Genomic DNA, 23,964 nt, shown 5'->3' with positions numbered 1-23,964 from the left:
CATCACTGGAGTGTGGCCATTCGCAATGTACTGGCCTATGCCGAGCAGTCGCGAACCGCAACAACCCGTACCCCACAGCACATTCATACAAGGCGCGCAGGCTGTTCAGTGGTGCGTGGTTCAATATGCAAAAACATATCCATCGTCGGAATCCCGACGATATTCAGCCTGGTTATTCGGATTCCCGAACAGTCGACGGCAAGACTGAAAACCTGCAGTTAAGTTCCTGACTTTATTCATGCACTTAACTTCAGCTTTACGCACAACTTAGCTGGCACATAATCTGCTTACTGTTTAAAGCCTGACAACTTCAGGCACGATAAGTATCAATCGCCCGATAGTCGCCCATTTATGGTGCATCATTCGTCCTCCGGGTGATGGCTCCGTGGAATTTGGGGCGATATGCCCTATTGCGACGCACGGTCTGCTTCGGCTTATTGGCGACATTAATCGTCGACAACCCGAAACAGTAACTATTGGGCGCGACAATGCTGCGCAATGAACATGAATAACCAAAAAGGCGCATGACCTGATCGCCGATAAGAACCTCATTCATAAAGGTTTACTCATGAATTCCCACACAGCCAGAAGCGCCGACGCAGCCTCCGACAGGAACACGGATGGGCCTGGCGCGGAAGACGCGATTTGCTTCGGCCCATTCGTGCTCTACGCCCAACAGCATTTGCTGCTCAAGAGCGGCGAACCGGTGCCAATGGGTAGCCGGGCCCTGCTGTTGCTGATCGCCATGGTCAGCCGTGCCGGAGAGCTGCTGGAAAAAGCCGAACTGATGGCGCTGGTCTGGCCCAGAGTCGTCGTCGAAGAATGCAACCTGCGCGCGCAAGTCGTTACCCTGCGGCGCGCCTTGGGCGGCGATGGGGAGTTTGGCTACATCGTCACCGTCCCTGGCCGCGGTTATCGCTTCATCGCCCCCGTTACGCTGCAGCCGGTTTCCCGACAAATCGCTGCAGAACCGGAAACTTCCTCGGATTTGCCGACAATGATGAGCGAAGTCATAGGCCGGGACGCATTGCTCGACGCGCTTGACGAACAACTGGAGTTGCGCCGCTTCGTGACGATTACCGGCCCCGGAGGAATCGGCAAAACCACAGTGGCACTGGCCTTGGCCAACCGCATGGTGCCGCGCTTTCCGCAAGGCGTCCGGCTGATCGACCTGGCCTCGGTGACGGCCGGGCAACTGGTGCATGTGGTCATCGCCTCGGCGCTGGGCCTCAATTGCGCGCAGGAAGGCGCATTACTGGCGATCGCTCAGCGCCTGGCCGAGGGTAAAACCCTGCTGGTGCTGGACAATTGCGAGCAGGTGCTTGAGGAAACCGCACGCGCGGTGGAAAACATTCTGCGCAACGCCGCACATTGTTGCGTGCTGATCACCAGTCGCGAACCGCTGCACGCCGAGGGCGAGTTCGTCCATGATCTGGCGGCGCTCGAAGTGCCCGGCGCCAACACCAACCTCAGCGCTATACAGGCCATGGATTATTCGGCTATCCGACTGTTCGTCGAGCGTGTCGCCGCCCACGATCTGAATTACCAGTTGAGTGATCCTGACGTTGCGGCCGCCATCGCCATTTGCCGCAAGCTCGACGGAAATGCGCTGGCGATTGAAATCGCCGCCGCCAGGGTCCGCGCTTTTGGCATTGTCCCGCTGGTGGAATTGCTTGATGGCAGCTTCCGCCTACAGATGACCGGACGCCGTACGGCCTTACCGCGCCATCGAACCTTGAGTGCGGCCCTGGACTGGACCTACTCGATTCTGGGTGCCGACGAACAGGCGATGTTGCGCCAGCTTTCGGTGTTCAGCGGCTCGTTCAGCCTGAATGCCGTCAAGGCGGTGGTCGAGATCGGTCCCGAACAGGCGCAGGACTCGGCGCAGCTGTTGGAAAACCTGATGGACAAGTCGCTGCTGATTGCCAGTGAGGACGGTCCGGGCAAACGCTATCGACTGCTGGAAACCACGCGTTTGTACGCCAGTGAAAAACTGGCCCAGAACGACGAAAGCAATGCGACCTCCCGCCGTCATGCCAATTTCGCACTGGATCAGCTGCGTGGCGCGGTACAGGATTTGCTCACCACCGAGCCGCAAGACTGGCTGGCGCTTTATGGCCCGGAAATCGACAGCGTTCGTGCGGCGCTGGATTGGGCTTACTCCGCCGATGGCGATCCGGCGTTAGGCGTCGAACTTACATTGGTGAGCATCCCGCTCTGGCTGCGCCTGTCGCTGATCGGCGAAGGTCACGACTGGGTCAACCGGGGTCTGCAGGCCGGAGCGGACGGCATGCCGATCCTGCCGAGACAACGCATGCAGCTGCTGACCCTTTCCGCCAGCGTCATGGTGTTGGCCTACGGCGGCGGCGCGCATGTGCGTCAGGCTTGGCTGCAGATCAGCGCGGATGCAGACTTGCTGGACGATACCGAACACCAGCTTCGCGCCCTGTGGGGGTTGTGGAATGACTGTTGTTGCCGCAATCAACACAGCGAAGCGCTGGAACTCGCCAACCGCCATATCCACCTCAACAACGTTGCGGGCAGCAGCGACCGGCAATTGCTCGGCAAACGGATGCGCGCCACGAGTCAGTTCTACATGGCCGATCTGGAAGGCGCACGCCAGTCGATCATGGAAGCGCTGTGCTCGCCGCGCTCGGCCAACGCGCACATCATCGACATGCATTTCGACCAGCCGGTCGCCGCGCGCTCGCTCAAGGCGCAGATCCAGCTGCTGCAAGGCAATGTCGGCCCGGCGCTGCTGACCATCGACGAAAATGTCGGCCAGGCGATCAGCCTCAACCACCCCGCTACCCTGTGGTACTCACTGTGCATGAGCGCGCTGCCGACCACCTTGCTGGTTGGCCATCTGCAGAAATTCAGCTATTACCTGAACTTGCTGCAAGACAGCATGGCCGGGCACGACCTGCATCTTTGGCAACAATTCGTCATCTGCTTCGAGAGCATTCTGTTGATCCGCCAGGGCGCGCCGGAAGACGCCGTGCCGCGCCTGGGCGAAGTCTTGCAGCGCCTGCAGGATCAGGGCGACAGCCCGCTGCACTGCCTGATTCGCAGCGAATACGCGCAAGGTCTGGCGATGCTGGGCCTGGAGCAATTGGGCCTTGAGGTGATCAGCGACACGCTGCACACCGCCCAGAGCCGCAACGAACGCTGGTTCCTGCCGGAACTGCTGCGGATCAAGGCGCAGTTGCTGCTCAGCCAAGGTTTGCCGTCACTGCTGCCGCTGGTGCGTAGCACCCTGTCCGAGGCTCTCGGCGAAGCACAGAAACAAGGCGCCAGTTTCTGGACCTCCCGCATCGCCGCCGACCTGGCCAGACTGCAGGAGCCGGAGCTGGTGTGTCTGGGAAGGGGTTGAGATGTGGGCGATCAAATAGGTAATCCGTTGGAGCGAGCGGGGGGCGTTCCGACTTGCCCGCACATTCAGGCACCTCGGTTTTCCAGATCCATCGCGTTATCGGCCTTCGCGGGCAGTATTTATTCTGGCGCGGCGCGTCGAATCGGGTAGCACCAACAGCATTTGCGGTGCGGCTTAATCCGGTTTCGCCCTGACGGTCGACCCCTTTGTTTCGGCAAAGGGGGAAACCATTTTGCGCTGACGTCCGGCCCCTGCTTCGCAGGGGTTCCTTCGACTCCGGCGCCGTGGTGTGGGTACGCGCCGACGCGCCATCCCTGGCGCAACGGCGCTCGACCGGCATCCATGCCGGTCGCCCCACACCACGACACCTACGCTCAGCCTCCCGACGCGCGTTTGGCGGTGTCTGCCGAATCGAGGCACCAAAGGCGCAAATCTAAAGCCGAAGCGATATTCCAGATTGGACACGTTCCGTTGGAGCGCGGCTTGCCCGCGAATTCAGGCACCTCGGTTTTCCAGATTCATCGCGTTATCGGCCTTCGCGGGCAAGCCTCGCTCCAGCGCAATGGTTTTGGGTTCCAACGGGGTATGTTCCGCTTCAAATCAACCGTGCCGCCACCAACAAGTCGGCCACGGCCTGGAAGGTGGTATCCGGTACCGGGTCGCCGGGGACTGCGCGGCGGGCGATGGTGGCGGCGAGTTTTGCGTCCATGCCGTGAGCGATGCCCAATGCGGCGGCTTCGGCGAGCATGCGCGGTGCTTCCTGTGGATCGGCGCGGCACACGACGATCGGCACCGGCGTCTCGCCGCGCACATACCGCACGCCCACCACCCAGCCGTTGGCGGTGCCGATCATCAACGATGCCCGGCCCAGCCCCAGCTTGGTTGCCAGGGCCTGCATTTCCCGGCGCTGACGCTGGCGTTCGTTCTTGATCATCGGGTCGCCATCGACGTCCTTGCGCTCGCGCTTCTGCTCGCTGCGGGTCATTTTCATGTCGCGACCGAACAACCAGCGCTGCATCAATACATCCACGGCGCCCACCAGCAGAAACGCCGCCAGCACGGTAAACATCAACGGTTTGAGCACCAGGTAAAACGTCGATTCGATACAACCTGCCCCGCAACGAGACGACTCCATCAACGCCTGCAGCGCATTGCGCCCCACCACGTAAAACGCCAGGGCCAGCAGGTGCACCTTGACCAAGCCCTTGAGGAATTCGATAAAGCTGCGCATCGAAAAGATACGCTTGAAGCCTTCCGCCGGATTGATCCGCTTGAAGTCGGGCTTGATCGGTTCGACCGCCAGCAGCACGCCGCGCATGGTGATGATATTGGTCAGGATCACCACCCCGACGGTCACGCCAACCACCGGCAAAGTGATGCCCAGCACTAACTGTTCAGCGGTATCCAGCACCCGCGGCCACACCGAATCGAACGGCTCGATGTAGATCAGCGCCACCAGGTCGATCAACGCCGTCACCTGCGCTTCGGCCCTTGGCACCATGATCGAGATGCACAAGGTGCAGAACAGGATGACCATGCCCGAGACCAGATCCTGGCTTTTGGCGACCTGGCCCTTTTCCCGGGCGTCGCGAAGCTTCTTGTCCGTGGCCGGCTGGGATTTCTCTTCGCTGGTTTCACCCATCGCTGCGCCTCACTGGTTGGTTACCAGCGTCTTGAGAAACTCGACGGTGCCGCGAAACTCCGCCAACTGGTCCAGCATTACCGGGATCAGGAAGCCGATGTAGATCACCATGAGGATGGTGAAGAACAGGTTTTTCACCGGCAGCGACAGGTCGAAGATGTGCAGGCTCGGCGCCATGCGCGACAGGTAAGCCAGCATCAAATCAGTGACCAGCAGGCAAATGATCAACGGCGAAACCATCAGCACGCCGATGCGCATCACCTGATCCAGAATCGCCAGCACCGCCATCAGCGCCGAGCTGGCGAACAACGGCGTGAAGGCCGTCACCGGCCAGAGTTGGTAGCTGTGGTAATAGCCGTCGACCATCAGGATGAAGCCGCCGGACATGAAAAACAGGGTGATGAGCATCACCGTGAGCAAGGTCGCCATGACGCTGGATTCCCCGGATGACAGCGGGTCCACCAACTGAGCCATGGTCGAGCCGCGCTGCAGGTCGATCAATTCCCCCGCCACTTCAGCGGCCCAGAACGGGATACCGAACAGCAGGCCAATGATCAGTCCAATGAGCATCTCCTTGATCATCAGCCCGGCAAGTAAAAAACTGCCATGTTCGGGCAGCGCCGTGAAGGAACCGTAGACCGGCAGGAACATCGGAATGGCGATGGCCACCGCGACGCAGCCACGAATCATCCCGGTCAGGCCCAAGCGATTGAACGCCGGCGTGATGACCACCACGCCCATGGCGCGACTCGCCGACAAGGCGGCCGAACTGATCACCGGGTAGGCGACTTCGAGAAACTGGTTGGCAAGGCCCGGATCCATACCGGGTCAGCGCGTCCACAAGGGGAAGTTGTCGAGCACCTGATTGCCCAGTTCCAGCACCTGGCTGGCCAGCAACGGCCCGACGAACACGATCACCAGCAGCACTGCCACCAGTTTGACCACCTGCGGCAAGGTTTGGTCCTGAATCTGGGTCAGGGCCTGCAACAGCCCGACACTCAGGCCGACCACGATTGCTACGCCCAGCGCTGGCGCCGACAGCAGCAACACGGTCATCAGCGCCTGATTCATCAACGAAAGAAAAACGTCCTGGCCCATGGCTTCACCCGTAACTCAGAATCAGGCCGTGCATCAAGCGCGACCAGCCGCTCAGCGCGACGAAAAGAAAGATCTTCAGCGGTATCGAGATCAACGTCGGCGAGACCATGGACATGCCCATGGCCATCAACACGTTGGCGACCAACAGATCCACCACCAGAAACGGGATATACAACAGAAAGCCGATCTCGAACGCGCGGGTCAGTTCCGAGCTGACGAACGCCGGAATCAGCACCACCAGATCGTCGTCGCGCAAGTCAGCGCGGGCTTCCGGGGACCAGATGGTTTCCGTGGCCTGCACAAAGAAACCGCGTTCACTTTCATTGGCGAAACGCGACAGGTGCGCCTGTAATGGCGGCCTCAACGCTTCGCCGAACTCCTTGAGCTGCTCGACGTTCTCCATGTTCAGATTGCGCCCTTCCACCTGCCGGTACATGTCGCCCATCAGCGGTGTGGTCACGTAGACCGAGAGGATCAGCGCGATGCCGTACAGCACCAGATTCGGCGGCGTCTGCTGCACGCCCAAGGCGTTGCGAATCAGGAACAGCACCACGGAAATCTTCATGAAACCGGTCATGGTTACCACGGCCAGCGGGATCAGGCCGATGGTGGCGACAACCAGAATGATTTCAATCAGGTTTGGCTGATAGCCATTCATACAGCGGCGAAGCTCAACAGACGCACGCCCAGCCCGTCGCCGATTTTCACCAGTTGGCCCTGGCCAATGCGCCGCCCGTTGACCATCAGGTCCACGCCGTCATGCAACTGCGGCGTCAACGGCACCAGGCTGCCCGCGCCCAGCTCACGCAACTGCGCCAGCGACATCTCGACACTGCCGACCTGACACACCAGTTTCAGCGGCAGCTCGTTCAGGGTGGAATCCAGGCCTTGTCCGTCAGCGGTTGCAGTCATGGGATGTTCCTTCATTAAGTTCATGGCAATCGGGGGTTCCAGCAGCTTCAGGGTGTTGCCATCCCGTTCAGCCCGAGCGTGCAGATGCGACTCAAGGACCAGCCGCACCTGGGCGTCCGGCCATTGTTCCAGCATCACCACATCGCCCGGATTCAGGCTGCGCAGCTCGCTGATATTCAGCCAGGCCTCGCCGCACTCAACCGTGAGCGGCAGGTGCAACAGCGGCGGTTCAGCGTTAGCGGGTGGCACATGTCGGTCGAGCAAGTCGGCAATCAATTCCGCGCTTGCCTGACTCATATGCAGTGACACCGCCACAGGCTGCGTCTGGCCGATCTGTACGGTCAGGGTCGTATTCAGCGTCAGCGGCTGAGCGATGAACTCAGCAGGTTCGATCACCCTGACGGGCAACTCTGCCAGCTGCTCGACGCCCTCGATCAGAGGCAATAATGCCCACTCCAGCAGCATCGAGCAGGCCAGGCTTTGCGGGTCGAACGCCGCGCAATCCGGCAAACCCAGCGCTTGCCAAACCTGCGTCGGCACATTGAGGGTCAGCGCGGTTTCGCCCACTTGCAGCGCAACTTCGATAGCGCTTTGCGGCGAAGACTGAGCACTCGCCCACTGCACGCTGAACGCCTGCCCGGCGCACTCCAGCAGCGAGTTTTCGCGCGGGCGATGCAGCCGATTATGCAGCGCTACTGATTGCGGATCGTGCCACTCCAGCCAGGCCAATTCAGGTTCGTTCTCGCGACAGGTCATGGCGCACCTGCGGGGGATGTTCGAGGGATTTCATCGGCCTCTTCGCGACGCTCACCCGCGCGGCGCTCATCTTGCACGCGCACTTCAAGCAACGACTGGCACGCCTCGGACTGACGTTGCCGGGCCATGCGCGCCAGACGGAACACTTCCCGCTCGCGCTCCTGCACGTCCAGCGTTTCAGCCACCTGATCGACGCTGCCTTCGAGCTGCTGTTGACCGTCGGCCAATTCATCGAGCTGCGCCTGGGCGGCGTGCCAGGCGTTGATTGACAGGCCTTCGCTGAACAAGCCGTAGACCTTTTGCGCTTCACGGGCGACGGTTTCACGGTGCAGACGCATCTTTTCCTTGGCATCGTCCAGCGCATCGTGGGTGGCGCGGCAACGTTGCTGCTGAGCGGCCAACTGGCTGGAAGCGCGTTGCTCGCGCAATTGCCGCAGGGCTTGCAGGCTGCGTAAGTCGTTGGTTTTCATTGCGCCTCCAGAGTCTTCATGCCAGCACCTTGCGCATGTGTTTCAGGGTTTCAGCGGGACTGCTCGGCTCATTGGCCCCTTGGCGCATGAACGCCTCGATGGCGTCATGCCGGGCGATGGCTTCGTCCGCCAACGGATCGCTGCCGGGGGAATATTCACCGACGCGGATGAGCATTTCGATTTCATTGCGCCGGGCCATCAATTCGCGAATACGCATGGCCAGGCGGCGTTGTTCTTCGCTGGACACCTGGTCCATCAACCGGCTACGACTGCGCAGCACATCGACGGCCGGGAAATAGTTGCGCTGGGCCAGTTCGGCGCTGAGCACGATGTGGCCGTCGAGAATCGAACGCGCCTCTTCGGCCACCGGGTCCATGGACGCGTCGCCTTCGGTCAGCACGGTGTACAGCGCGGTGATGCTGCCGGTCGGGCCAGGACCGGCGCGTTCCAGCAGGCGCGGCAAGGCGGAGAAAAACGAAGGCGGATAGCCGCGACGGGTGGGCGGCTCGCCCACGGCCAGGCCGATTTCCCGCTGGGCACGGGCAAAGCGGGTCAGGCTGTCCATCAGCAGCAACACGTTGCGGCCCTGATCGCGGTGGTATTCAGCCAGCGCCGTGGCGACAAAAGCTGCGCGCACCCGTTCGGCGGCGGGCCGGTCCGAGGTGGCAACCACTGCGACAGTCCGCGCTCGCGCCTTGGCATCAAGCTGCACGTCGAGCAATTCGCGCACTTCCCGACCGCGCTCGCCGATCAGGCCAATCACGATCACGTCGGCATCGGTATTGCGCACGATGCTCGCCAACAAGGACGATTTGCCCACGCCAGGCTCGCCGAAAATGCCCATGCGCTGGCCTTGGGCGAGGGTCAGCAACCCGTCGATGGAGCGCACGCCGAGGGCCATGGGATTGACGATCAACTGGCGGCTGAATGGGGCTGGCGGCTCGGCGTGCAGTGGATAACGTTGTAACACGCCAATGGGCGGTACGCCGTCGCCATCGAGAAAATCGCCCATGGGACTGATGACTCGCCCCAATTGCGCATCGCCGACGCTGACGCCTAGGGTTTCGCCGGTGGCGGTGATTTCCGTGCGGGTCGACAGCCCTTCCATGGAACCGATAGGCGAGAGAATCGCTTCGTCCTCATCGAAGCCGATGACTTCAGCGGCCAGGCTGCGCCCGCTGCTCGGGTCGCGCAGCTGGCACAGTTCGCCAATGCGCACCCCGGCGACGCTGGCGCGCAGCAGCACGCCACGAATACTGCGAATGGTGCCCTTCATGGGCCGCACGCGCGCCTGACTGAGCCGTTCGGCCAAACGCGGCATGACGTCTTCAAGGACGATGTTCATGGCTGCGTCTCATCGGCAAACGGCAGCAGGCTGCGGCGCAAGGTTTGCAGCTGTGCGTCGAGGCCCAGCTCCACCGAACCCACAGGACTGCTCAAGCGCGCTTGCCCGGCCAGCAACTGATCATCGGTTTCCACCGCGATGATCGGCAGGTTATCGGCCTCGACTTTCAAACGCCGCCGCACCGCGTCGACTTCAAGACGCGGCACAAACAAGGTCAGCGCCTGATCCTGACGAAACGCCGCCAGCGCCTTGCGGGTGCAACGCACCACACGCTCGGCGTCGTCCATGTCATCAAGCACTTCGCGCACGATGCCCAGCGCCAGGTCGGCCAGGGAAGTTTCCAACCCCGCCAGCCAGGCATCGACCCGCTGTGATGTTTCGCTGAGCAACAGGCTGACCTCTTCGGAGCCTTGCTGACGAGCGCTTGCAAACCCTTCGGCGCGGGCCTGTTCAAGCCACTGAGCACTTTCGGTTTTGATCGCTTCAGCCTGATCCCGGGCCGCCTGAAGAAAGGCATAACCGTCGATCCACTGTTCGGCGTGTTCGGCGCGCAGAATCCGCGCGGCGGGACGGCTTGGCAGTTCGCTCATCAGGCAAGCTCCTCGACAGGTTCAGCAAGGGTCGCGGCCGCTCTGCGGATGATCTTCACATCCAGCGGGCCATTGCCATCCTGGCCGTCCTGCACAGTCGGATCGTCGAAGCGCAAGCGCAACCAGCCACGCAGCGCTGGCGATAGGGCTTGCAGCCAGGCCGAAACACAGGCCGCGCCGTCGCGGTCGATGGCTTGCAGCAATTCAGCGGGTTGGCGCAGCAAATCCGCAGCACCGGCCAACGGGCGATTGGCGAGAGCCAGGCTGAACACATCGTTGCCCAACAACTGGCGCAACTGACTGACCACATCGCTGCGAATCTCGCGGCTGAGGGTCGCGCCATGCCAGATTGCGCCGCACAAGCGTGGCAGGCGTTTGAAGGTGTCGGGCGCCAGCAGCAACACGGGCAAATCCAGCACGTCCGGATCGGATGCGGCAGCCAAGGGCTGCAAATCGAAGTGGCTCATCAATAGCCGCAACGAGCGCTTCTGGAAACGCGGCGCATCACGAAAAGCCCCCAGTTGCTCGACGCTCAAGGCCTCGGGAAAACAGGCGGCCAGATGCTCCGCGCGCACAAAATCCAGCGGTTGCTCCAGCAACTCACGCCATTGTTCCTGTTGCCGGGCGGTGACGTCATTCATGCAACGTCCTCCACCACATACAAGGCTTGCGAGCGGCGACGCTGCCAGTGCTGCCAGCCGAGAACGCCGGCCAGCGCCAGGCCGATCAGCAGCAAACCGCCGAACATCAAGCGCGCGCGTGGCACGTTGTCTTCGAGCATCCACAGGCCCATGAAGCTGGCCAGGCGCGGCTGGGCATTGGCGCCGTTGCGGGCGACGGCGGCCTTTATCGCGGTGACGGAAACGCCTTCGTAACTCAGGCCGGAAATCCCGTTGGCCACCAGGGTCTTGATTTGCGGGATCAGTTGATTGATGTCGGTGCCGGGGTCATAGCGCACCAGTACCGATGCCGAAGAGGGGGAAATAACCCGCTTGAGCAAGTCGTTGTCCGGCAGCACGACATGCACGCGCGCGGCAATGATGCCGTCGATCTGCGACACGCTGTTGGACAGTTCTTCGCTCAAGGCATAGACCATTTGCGCCCGCTCCTGCACCGGTGACGACACCAGGCCATTACCCTTGAAGACTGCGCCCATGTTGGAGAACGACTGCCCCGGCAATCCGGCATCGTCGAGACGCGCCATGGCTTCGGCAAAACGCTTTTCATCCACCACCACGGTGAGCTGGCCGTTGTCCTGCACCTTGCGCGATGCCGGAATCCCGTCGCGCAGCAGGACCGCGACCATGGCGTTGGCCTCGCGCTCGCCGAGGTTGGTGTACAGATCGATATCACAGGCCTGCAACAGGCCGGCCAAGGCAACGACGATCATCAGGCGCACGGCACGACAGCGGCTGGACATAGGTTTATTGACCTTTCAATAACGTGTTGGCGGAGCCGGATATCTGCGTCGCGCCGCGTACCACCATCTGGGTTTCGATGGAGTAATCGAACATCTTGCCCAGCGAGTGGACGATCTGGTCGACCTGTTGTTCGCCGACTTTCTTCGGTGGCTGGCCGGAGCTGGCCCCGTTCGCTGATGCTGCCTGCGGGGCGGCGGAAGGTTGCGCGCTGGCCGCAGGCGGCGCAGCGCCCGGTGTCGGTCCGTTGGTCAGCACATCGGCGCGCTCGGAAAAACTGCGCGAGCGGTCGATGAAACCGTTGAGCCGTTCCATCAGGCCGTCGCCGATCTGATGGGGGCTGGCGCCTTCGGGCATGCCCTTGGCGTTGCCGGCCATATGTTCGAAGAGGTTCTGGGAAGCCTGTACGCCTCCCGGTCCTCCTGACGCCGGCAATGCCGCCGTGGCTGTCGCTGCGAGACTTGCGGTCATGGCGTGAACCTTTTATTCGTCGTCCTCGGACGACTGGGCTTCGTTCAGCATTTCCTGGGCTCGGGGCATGATGATGAACTGTCCGCCGATGGTGACGGCCTGGGTCACCAGCGCTTCGGTGAGTTCCTCATCGCTGAGCTCGCTCTTGGAGTTATCCACAGCGGCATTGAACTGCGCTTCCGGATTGGCGCTGGTGCTGGTGGTGCTATCAATTGGGCTGACTGACATGGGTACATCTCCAGGGTTTGAGTAAGTGTTGAGTAAGGTTCGTTATTGACTGACTTCGGTGACGACACCGCCACGAAACACCCGTACGCCGCGCTCACGTACTACTTGCGCGGCGACCGGTGGCTGTTGGTGATCCACATGTTGCGCGACCATGGCCAGGTAGGCCGGCGGGCCGGAGACAAACAGCTCCTCGCCATCCGGGCCGGGACGCACCAACATCTGCTTGCCGTAGACGTCGAGGCTGGCCAGGTAATCCTGCAATTGTTCGAGGTTCTGGCCCTTGGCCTTGAACAGCCGGGTGCCGGTTTCCGCATCGGTGGTGAGGTACAGAATGTTGCCGTCGAAGTACCAGCTCAGGCCGTTGGAATCGCACAGCAAGGTGAGGAAATCCCCTGCGGAATCGCCACGCACATTGCTCCGTGACTGGCCGCGCACTTTGTCCGAGAGCACCACGATCAGGCCCAGGTTATGGCCGAATTCTTCCAGCGCAGAACGCACGTCCTGCTCGACCAGCACGTAGGAGTAGGGCGCGGCGAACCAGCTCGGGTTCTCGCCGTCATCTTCGGTCTGCGCTTGCAGGCCGGTGGGCAGCAACGCCGCGATCAGCACCAGCAGCCAGCTCACCATCAGGGTTGGCTTACGCATCGTTGCGAGCCCCCCGGGACTGCATCGGGACGATGACCGGCCGGGCAGCTTTACGCACATAACGGTCGCTATTGACGGTTAAGTCGATAAAATGACGTTCCCGTCGGGCAGCCCTGCCGTCCTCGCCCAGAGAGCCTTGTTTATGCCCAAGCGTTTTGCCTCCACGTTGTTGTTGCTTGCCAGCGTCACGCTGGCGTCCTGCGCTACTCAGCCTAAAACCGATGGCAGCTACGACCGCTTCATGCGGCTGGCCGGCGACCTGGAAAAACGCGGCGACACGACCACTGCCGCAGCGCTCTACGAAATAGCCACTCAACAACCCGACGCGCAACTCGCGGCCTGGCTGAAACTGGGGGAAACACGTCTGGCCAGCGGCGATGCTCGTGGTGCCGAACGCGCCTATCAGCAGGCGCTGGAACTCAAGCCCGACAGCGCCGACGCATTGCTGGGCCTGGGCACCACGCAAGTGCGCCTGGGCAAGCTCGACCGTGCGGTGACCGCGCTGATTCAGGCCAGCGCCGTCGCCGGTGCCAGTCAGCCCGAAGCCTTCAATCGTCTGGGTATCGCGCAGATCCTGCGCGGCGACGCCGACGCTGCACAGGCCGCGTTCAGCAAAAGCCTCGCGCTGGCGCCCAACGACCTCGACACGCGCTGCAATCTGGCGCTGGCCTACGCCTTGGGCGACAAGCCGGACCTGGCGCTGGACAGCATTCATGCCGTGAGCGAATCGCCCCGCGCCCTGCCCCGCCATCAACGCAACGAGCTGTTGATCACGGTGCTCGCCGGTCGCGAAAAAGACATCAAGGCCCTGAGCCTGGAAGACATCTCTGCGGCTGAACGCAAGAAGCTGCTCACCGAGGCGCGCCGCATCAAGGCCATCAAGGACCCGGTGGTTCAGGCGCGCGAACTGGGTCTGGTGGATTCCCACTGAGAACCTGCGGTTCATCGCACCTCCTGGCTGTCAGTCTTGGCTTGTTGCTCGGACTGACGCCGACGCAGTTCTTCCCGGTCGTAACCATCGATGTAAACCTGCGCCGCACGGCCCACCGGCGCGGCCATGGTCGGGCCGGTCTGGCGCCCCTGCATCAGGTCCGAACGCTGTTCGACCATCTGCAACAGCGTGAGATTGTTCGCGCAGCCCGGCGCCAGCAGCGGCACGAAATCCTCATCTGTACCCAACTGGTCTTCGGCTGACGGCTTGAGGCATTCCACGGGAATCAATTCGACACGACCATCGGCGCGGGTAATCGCCTGATAATCCGGCGAGTAACTCGCGGGCTCCAGATGGGTCTTGCAGCCAGCCAGCAGCGCGAGCAGCAGCCCGGCCAGCAGCAGCGGATTCAGGGGCAGCGATGACGATTCACTGTTCATGGTCGCTCCTCGTTCAATTCATGTAGAAGCCGAAGACGCCACCGCTGCGCGGACCGGCCGAAGCCGTCGTCGCGCCCGCGGGTCGGGCATCCAGCGGCGTCGCCAGCGTGCGGGCGCGCACCGGCTGGACCAGATACGGCGTGATCAGGATCACCAGTTCGGTTTCGTTGCGCTGGAAGCGTTTTGAACGGAACAGATTGCCGAGGATCGGCATGTCGCCCAGCATCGGCACTTTCTCGACGTCCTGACTGCTTTCACGCTGGAACAGTCCGGCGATGGCGAAGGTCTGGCCGCTGCCGACTTCAACCCGTGTATCGGCGCGGCGCACCCGGAACGACGGCACTTGATAACCGTTGACGTTGACCGTGCTGGATCCCATCAGGCTGCTGACTTCCGGGCGCACTTGCAGGGCGATGCGGTCGTTGGGCAGCACGGTCGGGCTGAACAGCAGCGACACGCCGTACTGCTTGTATTCGATGCCCACCAGATCGCGATTGACCGGAACTGGCACGGCGACTTCGCCACCGGCCAGGAAGCTTGCAGTCTGGCCGGTCATGGCCGTGATGTTGGGTTCGGCGAGAATTTCCAGAATGCCGTTGCTTTGCAGGGCTTCGAGCATCGCGTCGATATTGACGTTGCCCGAGGCGAGGCCGGCGCTGACCACGTTGGACGCACCGGTCGCAGCGTCGGCGGCCAGAGCGCCACCGGTCAACAGCCCGAACGAGAACGTGCCGTTGTTGAACAGCGCATTCCAGTTCACCCCGTAACGCAGCAACTCCGAGCGCGACACTTCGGCAAAGCGCACCCGGATATTGACCTGCGCCGAGCCGCCATACGACGCGCTGTTGAGCGAGGTCTTGAATTCCTGGCCTTCACTGCTGAGCAAGGCGTTCAAGTCAGTGGCTTCGCCGACGCTCTTGACCGCGCCTTTGGCCACTACCCGATTACCCGCGCCGGTTATCTGTGCCGAGCTGTCGGGATGCAAATCCTTCAGCGGCCGGGTAACGGCTTGAGCGCTGCTGTTGACCGACAGATTCAACGTGGCGAGTTCTTCGCCTTCAGGGCTCAAGGCAATCAGGCTGGTCTGCCCGGCGGACTTGCCAAACACGTAGATCACGCCCGGCGACACCACTTGCAGATCGGCAATGCCCGGCTCGGCGACCAGCACCGAATCCACCGGCGCCTTGAAGTGCAGGATGCGCCCTTCGCCGGGTGCCAGGTCGATAGTGCCGGTGCTGCCTTTGGCGATGTTCTGCGCCTCGGCCAGCAAAGGCAGCAGCAAAGCGCAGACGGCAGCCATCCAGAAACCTGCAAAGGCAGGCGTGCGAAACAGGGGGAAACACGTCATGAGGCATTCGCCATGGAGGTAATCGGAGCGCCACTGGGAGTGCGGCGATGGGTGATGTCCGTCAGGCTGATGGTGCCCACGGCCTGCAAGTTGTATTCACCCGCCAGTTCACGGAACGACAGCACCGCCAGTTCCAGCTCGCCGCGCACCACCAGACGGCGCATGCCACGGCGCAATTCCGGATGTACCAGCAATACGGTGCGATCATCGTCGGGCAAGCGTTCGCAGACCTGGCGCAATTGAGTCACCAGCGTGCGGCTGATCTGTTCGGGGATGGCGTCGCGATTGTTTTCCTGGCGACGCAAGCCGGAGCGCAGCTGTTCTTCCAGCGCGGGCGCCAGCACGAAGGCGCTGATAACCCGGTTGCGGTCAGCGAACTGATGGCTGATCTGTCGCGCCAGGCAGGCGCGCAAATGCTCAGCCAGACGTGCGGCATCCGGCTCGCGGCTGCCCCACTCGACCATGGACTCCAGCAGCGCCCGCTGATTGCGGATCGATACGCCTTCAGCAATCAGATAACGCAGGGCTTCGGCGACCCGCTGCAACGGCACGATGCGCAGCACTTCCTTGACCAGCTCGCCGTACGTGGCCTCCATGCGCTCAAGAATCGCCCGGGTTTCCTGGATGCCGAGAAAGTCGGCGGCGTAGCGGCGCAAGGTGCGGTCGACCACGGCGCGCAGCACTTCATCGGCAAACAGGAAACCGACGCCCGCCTCTTGCAGGCTGTCCTGATGATGCAGCTCGATCCATTGCGCGGTACGCCGACTCAACGGCGAATCGGCTTCCAGCGCCGGGATTTCCAGCAGGTGCGCGTGCACCGGATCGTCCTTGAGCAGCAGACAGTCGGCGGGCAATTCGCCTTCGCTGACCGGCACACCTTCCAGCTCGATCACGAAGCGATTGGCGGCCATGGCGCGGTCGACGTAAATATCCGGCACCGGTACTTCAATGCCCAGATCACCACGGATTTCGTGGCATAACGACTCGATCCGCTGACGCAACGGCAACTCCGGCGCGGCGTGTGCCAGACCCGCGCCAATGCTCAGCAGAATGCGGCTGTCCAGCGGTTTGGCGAAGGTCTCGGCCTGCTCAACAGGTTCCTGCTCCTGCGTCGGCAGCTCGACCAACTCTTCGGCAGGCGGCATTTTTGCCAGGCGCTCACGGCGGAACATCACGAACGCCGCCCCACCGAACACGCCGGCCAGCACCACGAACACCGGCCAGGGAAAACCCGGCAACAACGCAACGCCGAGCATGATCAGCGCAGTCAAGGCCAAGGCCCGATGACTGGCGCCCAGTTGGCGGAGGATTTCCGTACCCAGATCGCTTTGAGCGTCATCACTGTTGACCCGGGTAACCACGGTGCCCGCCGCAACGGAAATCAGCAGCGCCGGGATCTGCGCAATCAGGCCGTCGCCAACCGTCAGCAGCGAATACGTGTGCACCGCATCGCCGAAGGACATGTCGCGTTCGACCATGCCGATCATGATCCCGCCGAGCAGGTTGACCGAGAGGATCACCAGACCGGCGATGGCATCACCCTTGACGAACTTCATGGCGCCGTCCATCGCGCCGAACATCTGGCTTTCGCGCTCCAGACGCGAGCGGCGACGGCGCGCTTCAGGCTGGTCGATGTCGCCATTGCGCAAATCGTTATCGATGCTCATCTGCTTGCCGGGCATGGCGTCCAGGGTAAACCGCGCGGCAACTTCCGCGACCCGTTCGGCACCCTTGGTGATCACCACGAACTGCGCCACGGTGATGATCAGAAACACCACCAGCCCGACCACCACTTGTCCGGCAATCACAAAATCACCGAACGCCTTGACGATGTGCCCGGCGTTGCCGTCCAGCAGGATCAAACGTGTGGTGGTGATCGACAGCGACAGGCGAAACAGCGTGCTGAGCAGGATCAACGGCGGCAGCGCCGAGAACTCCACCGAATGGGAAATATAGAAAGCGACAATCAGAATCAGGATGCTCAGGGCGATATTCAGGCCGATGAGCATGTCCACCAGCCAGGTCGGCAGCGGAATGATCATCATCACAATGGCCATCAGCATGAACGCCACGATGATCACGTCACTGCGTTGCGCGGCAATGCGCGCCAGGGCGTTGAGCTTGTTCATGACCATCATTGCGCGGTTCTCCGGGCGGTGAGGTAGCGTTTGAAACACTGCCGCGCTTCGTCCTTGCGCGCGCCGCTCCACAAGGCGCGACTGCGCAACAACAGCAGCGGCGGTGACTCGCCTTCGCAGTCCACCAGACGGTCCAGCGCCGCCAAAGCGCGATCCGCCTGGCCGCTGTCGGTGAAGGCCATCACCAGATTGCGCAACAGCGCCGGATCGGTGGGTGCCAGCTGCGCGGCAATCAGCAACATGACCAGCGCCCGCTGCGACTGGCCGCCACGTCGATACAATTCGCCCATGCCCTTGAGCAGTTCGATGCAGTCCTGCTCGTCACGAGAGCCATCATGAACACTCATTCCTGCACCTCCGCTCGTTGCTGTTCGAGGGTGCGACGCAAGTAGATTTCTTCGCGGATCAACTCATGGGCCAGGGCTTTGATTTCTGGCTCGGCATCCAGGGCCGGCAGCACGGTGTGCAAGACGTAATCGAGAATTTCCAGGGAGCGGGCGCTGCCAAACAACTCAGGGTTGACCGCGCCGGTTACGCCCGATTGCGCCACTTCGCCGCGTAACGAACGTCGTGCGAGGATCTCGCGCTTGCTGAGCACCGCATCGAAACGCGCGCCTTGCCGGGGGCTGATCGGCCGAACGCCTTCAACCGGCGGGGCTTTGTCAGGAGTGGTGGGCAACAGTGGGCGCGGGTCGATTCTCATAGGGTGAAGGTGAACCTCTCTTCACCACGAGCGAGAATCACCTGATTGTTTGCGATGCTTTGCAATGTCCAGTTATCTGCCAGCGCGGCACCGGGATAAAGGCGCTTGCCGCTGTCGTTGATCACGTAGGGATTGGGACCGAACCACACTGCCTGAAAGCGCACACGCGGCTTGGCAACTTCAGCGCCCGCTACCACGCCGGGATGCAGGATGACCTGCTGGCCGAAGCGCCCGTCGAAAGCTTGCTGCACCTGGGTCCACTGCGCCTTCTGCGCAGGATCGAAACTGCCTGCCACGTTCAATTGACCATCGATCTCGCTGACCTTGATCCTGTCCAGATTCGCTGTACGCAATTGCTGCTCAAGCCAGAGGCGCGCCTGGCTGACAGTCTGTGTGCGCTCATCGGCGACGGGGGTTGCGGCAGGTGCGGGTAACGCCAGGGCGGGCAGTGGCTCCCCGCGAAAGGCGAACGCGCCGACGCAGAGAAACATCAGCACCAGCGCGACGATCCATTGCGGCTTGCGTTGCCAGATGGGCGCAACCGGATCCACCGGCGGCCTGGCGAGCGGGTCGCTGTCGCTGGTCAATGTCAGACGCGCGCTGCCCAGGCGGATGTCCAGCGGCAGACGCGCGCGATGCCCCCTGCCTGCGGGAATTCTGATTTCCCGAGCATCCTGACTGAATACGCTGACGTCGGCGCCAAGCGCTTCGACAGCCACCTGGCCATTGGCAAAGCGCAGGGCCATATGTCGGTCGGCAATGCCGCTGTCGCTGAGCAACAGGTCAGCACTGGCGGCACTGCCAATAATATAGACGGACTTGTCCAGGGCAAGGCAAACCCCCTGATGCAGACCGTGAGTGATACTGAGCACCGGAGTGCTTTTACCCTGGGCCGCTGAACCGGGTTCAGAACCGGGCATGGAGCTCAAGGAAACAAGGGCTGTCATGATCGAGTTACCCGTGTGGGATGCGCAGCCTGTGGCGCGAAGAACGCCGAGCAAAAACGGTCGATCGAAGCGATACGATTACAGCAGGCAGACATGCGGACAGCGCTGACGCTGCCCGCATGACGACGTCAGTTCTGAGGCCGTTGCTTGGTCGCATCGAGCTCAGCTTTCTTGGCTGTGGTCAGCTCGGTAATCTTTGCCGACTTCTCGATAGCCATATCGAAAGTAGCTTCCATCTTTGCGATAGCTGCATCTGCGCCGCCGCCGGAGCTTGCTGGAGGGACTTCACTCATTTTGGATCTCCTTGCATGGATGGGGATGTCTTCAGCCGCTATGCGGCAAACTGATAGGGCATGCGCAACAGTCAATCCTGAAATTGCCAGGCAACTTCTTCATTACCCGGACTGCGTTGCACCCATTGATAGTACGCAGATGAAATAACTGGACGTTGTGAAAACTTGTGAAAGGTTTGATGTAATAAAACCCACTAAAAACATATCGCGATATCATTTAGCCTTCACGAGTTTTAACCTAGAAAACATTAGTGTCGGAAATTTTTACCGGCCTAAAGTGAACTTTATTTATATTCACTGTCATCGGTGTAATAGCCTGCACTGCAAGGGTTTCGCGTCGATCAGCCCAGACGGCAAATGCTGCGAAACCCGCGTGAAGCAGCATGCGCGGTTGTGAAATGTTGTGAAACAAAGACCGTGAACCGCCTATATTCATTGGGCTCTGATAGTGTCCCAGCGTATTCAGACGCTACACGACTCTCCACTGCCGCAGCCTGTAATTCATCTGAGGCGGCTTGATCTGGTGCGCACTGCATCACACTTTTTATATAGCTTTATATCGCTGGCTTTCAGTCTTTGGTCGGCCGATATCGCGCAGTGAGCAAGCACTACTTGATAACTGCCAATGAATAACCTCTGGATCGATACTTCCCTTTAATCAGCCCGAGCCGTGCTGTCAGGCTGACCGGTTAAAACAGGAGTTAAAACATATGTCGACTCGCCCCCTGACTAACACGCCCGATGCTAAACCGCTGACGCGGGGAACGCCGCCGAAAACGTTGTTCACTTCGGTGCTCAAGAGCAGCGTCAAGAATGCCGACTCTTATCGTCCGGCGACGCCCGATGAAAAAGCGCCAGCGCTCAAGGACTATCAGTCCATTGAAGAGCCGGGCACGGTCGCGGCGGACACGGTGCGTTTCGTCACTCAGGGCGGCGAGCAGGTGTTGGTCAGCAAGTCGTCGAATCCCAAGTTGTACAAGCAGGTGGTGGAAGACCGCCCTACCCTGCAATCGATCAAGGAAAGCAAGGCCGAAGGTTACGCCTTGGCCGACAAGGACAGCGCAGCACCCGCCACGCTGGGGGAGTACGGTTTCATCGGCCCGCCTGACGAAAAAGGCCCGGGCCTGATCCGCTACACCACCGCGGACGGCAAGAGCGTGATCGTCGCCGAACAGGACAATCCGGAACTGTTCAAGCAGGTTTCGGCAGACTTCAAGGCATTGACCGGTATCCATGCCAGCGAAACCGAAGGCTATCAGCGCGTGGCGCCCGATCAGGACGGCCCCGAGAAATTCGGCGACTTCCAGATCATCGGGCCTGCCGAGGAAGTCGGACCAGGCGTGGTGCGTTACGTCACTCAGGACGGCAAGAAGTACGTGGTCTCCGATCGGGAAAATCCGACCGTGTTCAAACAGGTCAATGATGCCTACGCCACCATGAGCGGGTTACGCGAGAGCGAAACCGGCGGCTATCGCCGGGCTACGGATAACGAAGTCTGGCCGCCCTACAGCGGCACCGCTGTCGGCACGGTCGATGAAGTCGGCCCAGGATTGATCCGCTACAACAACGGCGACGAAAAAGTCATCGTCGCCCGTGATGACAATCCCAAGCTGTTCGACTATCTGGTGGCCCTGCAAGGTGTGATCAACGATCCGGCCAAGTCCGGCGATATCAATACGGCGGTTTCCGGCGGCGCAACCCTGGCCGATCAAGGCACGCCGGTGCCGGAACTCAACGATTACAAGAACTTCAACTGGACGGTGGGCCAGGAAGGCGAAACCCTGACTTACGAGCTGCACGACGGCACCAAAGTCGTGGTCTCCAAAGACCTTACCCCCGAGCTGTTCAAGAGCGCGACCACCGCCAACGAAACCTGGTCGAAGATTCACACCAGCGAAGCCGAAGGCTACAAACTCGCCGGGGGCAGCGACTTCCTCAAGAACGTCGACATCACCTTCGGCTCGCCGGACGAACTGGGCGATGGCCTGATTCGTTACGAGACCAGCGAAGGTAAGGTCATCGTTTCCAAGGAACTCAACCCGCAGCTTTACGATGATGTGGTCGCCAAATGGGAAGCCTTCACCGCTGCTGAAGTCGACAGCACCCGCAGCGGCTCCAACCTGCCCCCGCAGGACGAACTGGATGTGCTGAATCTGGGCACCGGCGTCAAAGCCGATCCCGATGACGACGAATCGCCGGAACTGACCGTCAGCGAATTGGCCACCAAGGAATTGCTCGACACCTACCGCGAAGGCGTCAAGAGCGGTGACATCCCGAAAGATGACCCGCGCGCCAAGCTGGTCCGCGCCCTCGAAGCCCAGGCCGCCTATCAGAACGGTCGCGGCCTGACCGGTTATGAAGAAGATCAGGGCGCGTTCGGCGGCACCTGGCGAGTGTTCGATGACAAGCAGACCGAGCTGTCTTCAGCCGACATGCACGACATCATCGACGGCGGCGCCTTGAAGGATCAGATCAGCGCACTGTTCTCCGACCCCACCGTGCAGGCCGACTACAAAGGCAAAATGGACGGCGCCATCAACCGCCTGCCGAACAAGGACGAGATCAAGCAGAAATTGCTCGACCTCGTCGCCAACCCGGAATACATCACCTACCTCAAGGATTTGCAGAAACAAGGCAAGGCCCATGAGGCGCAACAGGATCTGAGCGATACGCTGACGTCGCTGTCGTTGTTCGACCCGGCTGCCGCCACCAAGGCCGCGCAGTCGATCCAGGCCGACGGCCTGACCAGCGACCTCAATGACCTGATCGCCGACCCGAGCAAGATCTCCGAAGAAAACAGCGAGCTGGCCACCAAAGACCTGTTCGGCCTGCTGAAAAGCGTGCTCAAGGGCGAGCTGATAGACTTGCCGCGCCGCACTCAGGAAACCATCGAGAAATTTCTCGAAGAAGGCATGCAAGGCAAGGAAAAATCCTCGGCGGTCACCAAGGCCCTCAAGGAACTGGGGGATGTCTACAAAACCAACGGCACCATTTCGTCAGACGACATCACCACTGCCCTGTCCAAACCTTACGTGCCGATTGCCGAACGCGGCAAGATGGGCGAAGTGTTCAGCGCCCTCAACACCAAAGGTGTGCTGGGTTCCATGGGCGCCGGTGTTTCGTTGTTCTCCGGCATTTACCAGCTGGCGGGCGACGGCGGAAAACTCGCGGAAACACCGCTGCAACGTTTGGCGATTGCCAAGGATTTCATGAGTTTCGCCGGTGCTTCCGGGCAGTTCGTCAAAATGGGCGATGCGGTCGCTGATCTGATGGGTAAAGGCGGCCTGGTGGACTTCCTCGGGCTGGACAAAACGGTCCCGGAAATCTGGGGCAAGGGTGGCGTTCAGGAAGGCAAGATGGAATATCGCCTGACAAAAATGCCCGGTGAGCTGACCACCAAAATCGAGCAGACACTGAAAAATGCGCCGGGCTTCGACCCCACGGATTTGTCGGACACGGCTTCGGTCAACTCGGTGCAGGACGGCATCAGCCAGCATATCGACGAGGCTGTAACCGGCTCGGGCGCTGCCAAGCTGGCACCTGGCAAAGCGGCCAAGATTGCCGGCTCAGTGATCAAGGTGCTCGGTCCGGCCACGGACGTGGTGGGCGGTTTCGCCGACATTGTGCTGGGCGCATTCACCATCAAGAGCGGTATCGAAACCGGTGATCCGTTGGCCAAGGCGGCGGGCGGCCTGCAAATCGCTGCCGGGGCGTTCGGCGCATCGGCGGGCGTGCTGGGTGCGGCGGCGCTGGTCGGCGCGGGTTCGGCGGCAGCACTGACCGGACCGTTCTTCCTGGTCGGCGTGGTGCTGGCAGTGATCGGCGGGATCATCGGTTATTTCGTCGACCACAACAAAAAGCAGAAGGCCAGCGAGAAGGAAAACGACTGGTACCGCGATCTGGCCGCTGACGGGCTACTGCAATCGGACTGGGCCGACAAGGTCGAATACGCCCACTATTCGATTCACGAATACGGCGAACGCGAAGCGCCAGCCGATGACAGCCTGTTCCGTTTCCAGAGCGCGGAATGGCAGCACTTCGACGAAACGCCACAGAAAAATGGCTCATCGAGCAACCGCCTTGATGAAGATCTGCACGTGGAGTTTGGCGAAGACAAACGCTGACTCGGCTGTAGGAGTGAGGCTGCCCGCGATGGCTCCTGTAGGACCGGCTTTAGCCGGGAGCAAGCCCTCGCGGCTGAAGCCGCTCCTACGGG

23 protein-coding genes are annotated in these 23,964 nt (G+C 61.3%); 3 read left to right on the top strand and 20 right to left on the bottom strand.

The window, feature by feature from the left end; translation table 11 throughout:
- Window positions 1-568 precede the first annotated feature (568 nt).
- The gene (locus tag AFK24_RS20385; protein WP_065834942.1) at window positions 569-3,373 is read left to right on the top strand and encodes an ATP-binding protein; all 2,805 of its coding nucleotides are present in this window, start codon (window positions 569-571) and stop codon (window positions 3,371-3,373) included.
- Window positions 3,374-3,968: 595 nt separating this feature from the next.
- On the opposite strand, the gene AFK24_RS20380 is transcribed toward AFK24_RS20385, so the two are convergent.
- From AFK24_RS20380 to AFK24_RS20320, 13 genes are read right to left on the bottom strand one after another with little or no spacing between them, the layout of a single operon-like run.
- On the bottom strand, window positions 3,969-5,015 hold the full coding sequence (locus AFK24_RS20380; protein WP_065834941.1) for an EscU/YscU/HrcU family type III secretion system export apparatus switch protein: 1,047 nt from the start codon (window positions 5,013-5,015) through the stop codon (window positions 3,969-3,971).
- 9 nt (window positions 5,016-5,024) lie between these two features.
- Entirely contained in the window at window positions 5,025-5,837 is an 813-nt protein-coding gene (gene sctT / locus AFK24_RS20375; protein WP_065834940.1) for a type III secretion system export apparatus subunit SctT, read from the bottom strand.
- Between the two features lie 6 nt (window positions 5,838-5,843).
- Window positions 5,844-6,113, bottom strand: coding sequence for a type III secretion system export apparatus subunit SctS (sctS, locus tag AFK24_RS20370; protein ID WP_020290559.1), 270 nt, complete (start codon window positions 6,111-6,113; stop codon window positions 5,844-5,846).
- Window positions 6,114-6,117: 4 nt separating this feature from the next.
- Entirely contained in the window at window positions 6,118-6,771 is a 654-nt protein-coding gene (sctR, locus tag AFK24_RS20365) for a type III secretion system export apparatus subunit SctR (RefSeq protein WP_020290560.1), read from the bottom strand.
- Window positions 6,768-7,781, bottom strand: a complete 1,014-nt coding sequence (gene sctQ / locus AFK24_RS20360; protein WP_065834939.1) for a type III secretion system cytoplasmic ring protein SctQ — start codon at window positions 7,779-7,781, stop codon at window positions 6,768-6,770. The genes sctR and sctQ overlap by 4 nt, the downstream gene beginning before the upstream one ends.
- Window positions 7,778-8,251, bottom strand: a complete 474-nt coding sequence (locus AFK24_RS20355; RefSeq protein WP_065834938.1) for a hypothetical protein — start codon at window positions 8,249-8,251, stop codon at window positions 7,778-7,780. Before AFK24_RS20355 ends, sctQ begins: the two co-directional genes overlap by 4 nt.
- Before the next feature lie 16 nt (window positions 8,252-8,267).
- Window positions 8,268-9,596, bottom strand: a complete 1,329-nt coding sequence (locus tag AFK24_RS20350) for a FliI/YscN family ATPase (protein WP_065834937.1) — start codon at window positions 9,594-9,596, stop codon at window positions 8,268-8,270.
- Window positions 9,593-10,186, bottom strand: coding sequence for a FliH/SctL family protein (locus tag AFK24_RS20345; protein WP_065834936.1), 594 nt, complete (start codon window positions 10,184-10,186; stop codon window positions 9,593-9,595). The genes AFK24_RS20350 and AFK24_RS20345 overlap by 4 nt, the downstream gene beginning before the upstream one ends.
- On the bottom strand, window positions 10,186-10,827 hold the full coding sequence (locus AFK24_RS20340) for a type III secretion protein (protein WP_065834935.1): 642 nt from the start codon (window positions 10,825-10,827) through the stop codon (window positions 10,186-10,188). The genes AFK24_RS20345 and AFK24_RS20340 overlap by 1 nt, the downstream gene beginning before the upstream one ends.
- Window positions 10,824-11,606, bottom strand: a complete 783-nt coding sequence (sctJ, locus tag AFK24_RS20335) for a type III secretion system inner membrane ring lipoprotein SctJ (protein WP_065834934.1) — start codon at window positions 11,604-11,606, stop codon at window positions 10,824-10,826. Before sctJ ends, AFK24_RS20340 begins: the two co-directional genes overlap by 4 nt.
- A gap of 4 nt (window positions 11,607-11,610) precedes the next feature.
- Window positions 11,611-12,075: a hypothetical protein gene (locus AFK24_RS20330; protein ID WP_065834933.1), complete on the bottom strand. Its 465-nt coding sequence runs from the start codon at window positions 12,073-12,075 to the stop codon at window positions 11,611-11,613.
- Window positions 12,076-12,087: 12 nt separating this feature from the next.
- A complete protein-coding gene (locus tag AFK24_RS20325) occupies window positions 12,088-12,303 on the bottom strand; it encodes a hypothetical protein (RefSeq protein ID WP_065834932.1) in 216 nt (71 codons plus the stop codon).
- 42 nt (window positions 12,304-12,345) lie between these two features.
- Window positions 12,346-12,948, bottom strand: coding sequence for a type III secretion protein (locus AFK24_RS20320; protein WP_080482227.1), 603 nt, complete (start codon window positions 12,946-12,948; stop codon window positions 12,346-12,348).
- Window positions 12,949-13,090: 142 nt separating this feature from the next.
- Here AFK24_RS20320 and AFK24_RS20315 point away from each other — a divergent pair, with 142 nt between their 5' ends.
- Window positions 13,091-13,879: a tetratricopeptide repeat protein gene (locus AFK24_RS20315; RefSeq protein ID WP_065834931.1), complete on the top strand. Its 789-nt coding sequence runs from the start codon at window positions 13,091-13,093 to the stop codon at window positions 13,877-13,879.
- A gap of 11 nt (window positions 13,880-13,890) precedes the next feature.
- On the opposite strand, the gene AFK24_RS20310 is transcribed toward AFK24_RS20315, so the two are convergent.
- The 7 genes from AFK24_RS20310 to AFK24_RS31235 all read right to left on the bottom strand — a co-directional run bounded on the left by AFK24_RS20310 (window position 13,891) and on the right by AFK24_RS31235 (window position 19,748).
- Entirely contained in the window at window positions 13,891-14,319 is a 429-nt protein-coding gene (locus AFK24_RS20310) for a hypothetical protein (protein WP_065834930.1), read from the bottom strand.
- Window positions 14,320-14,332: 13 nt separating this feature from the next.
- Window positions 14,333-15,619 carry a type II and III secretion system protein family protein gene (locus AFK24_RS20305; protein WP_065834966.1) on the bottom strand — a complete coding sequence of 429 codons (1,287 nt, stop codon included), beginning with the start codon at window positions 15,617-15,619 and terminating at the stop codon, window positions 14,333-14,335.
- 44 nt (window positions 15,620-15,663) lie between these two features.
- Window positions 15,664-17,805, bottom strand: coding sequence for a type III secretion system export apparatus subunit SctV (gene sctV, locus AFK24_RS20300; protein ID WP_065834929.1), 2,142 nt, complete (start codon window positions 17,803-17,805; stop codon window positions 15,664-15,666).
- On the bottom strand, window positions 17,802-18,152 hold the full coding sequence (locus AFK24_RS20295; protein ID WP_065834928.1) for a tetratricopeptide repeat protein: 351 nt from the start codon (window positions 18,150-18,152) through the stop codon (window positions 17,802-17,804). The genes sctV and AFK24_RS20295 overlap by 4 nt, the downstream gene beginning before the upstream one ends.
- Entirely contained in the window at window positions 18,149-18,508 is a 360-nt protein-coding gene (locus AFK24_RS20290; protein WP_065834927.1) for a hypothetical protein, read from the bottom strand. Before AFK24_RS20290 ends, AFK24_RS20295 begins: the two co-directional genes overlap by 4 nt.
- On the bottom strand, window positions 18,505-19,455 hold the full coding sequence (locus AFK24_RS20285) for a SctD/MshK family protein (RefSeq protein WP_065834926.1): 951 nt from the start codon (window positions 19,453-19,455) through the stop codon (window positions 18,505-18,507). The genes AFK24_RS20290 and AFK24_RS20285 overlap by 4 nt, the downstream gene beginning before the upstream one ends.
- A 128-nt stretch (window positions 19,456-19,583) precedes the next feature.
- Window positions 19,584-19,748 carry a hypothetical protein gene (locus AFK24_RS31235; RefSeq protein WP_020290577.1) on the bottom strand — a complete coding sequence of 55 codons (165 nt, stop codon included), beginning with the start codon at window positions 19,746-19,748 and terminating at the stop codon, window positions 19,584-19,586.
- Window positions 19,749-20,458: 710 nt separating this feature from the next.
- Between AFK24_RS31235 and AFK24_RS20280 the strand changes: the two genes are divergently transcribed.
- The gene (locus AFK24_RS20280; RefSeq protein WP_065834925.1) at window positions 20,459-23,872 is read left to right on the top strand and encodes a hypothetical protein; all 3,414 of its coding nucleotides are present in this window, start codon (window positions 20,459-20,461) and stop codon (window positions 23,870-23,872) included.
- The last annotated feature ends 92 nt before the right edge of the window (window positions 23,873-23,964 follow it).

The sequence above is a fragment of the Pseudomonas syringae genome (assembly GCF_001698815.1).
GTDB lineage: Bacteria > Pseudomonadota > Gammaproteobacteria > Pseudomonadales > Pseudomonadaceae > Aquipseudomonas > Aquipseudomonas syringae_A.
This window is presented reverse-complemented; position numbering and strand designations above follow the sequence as displayed.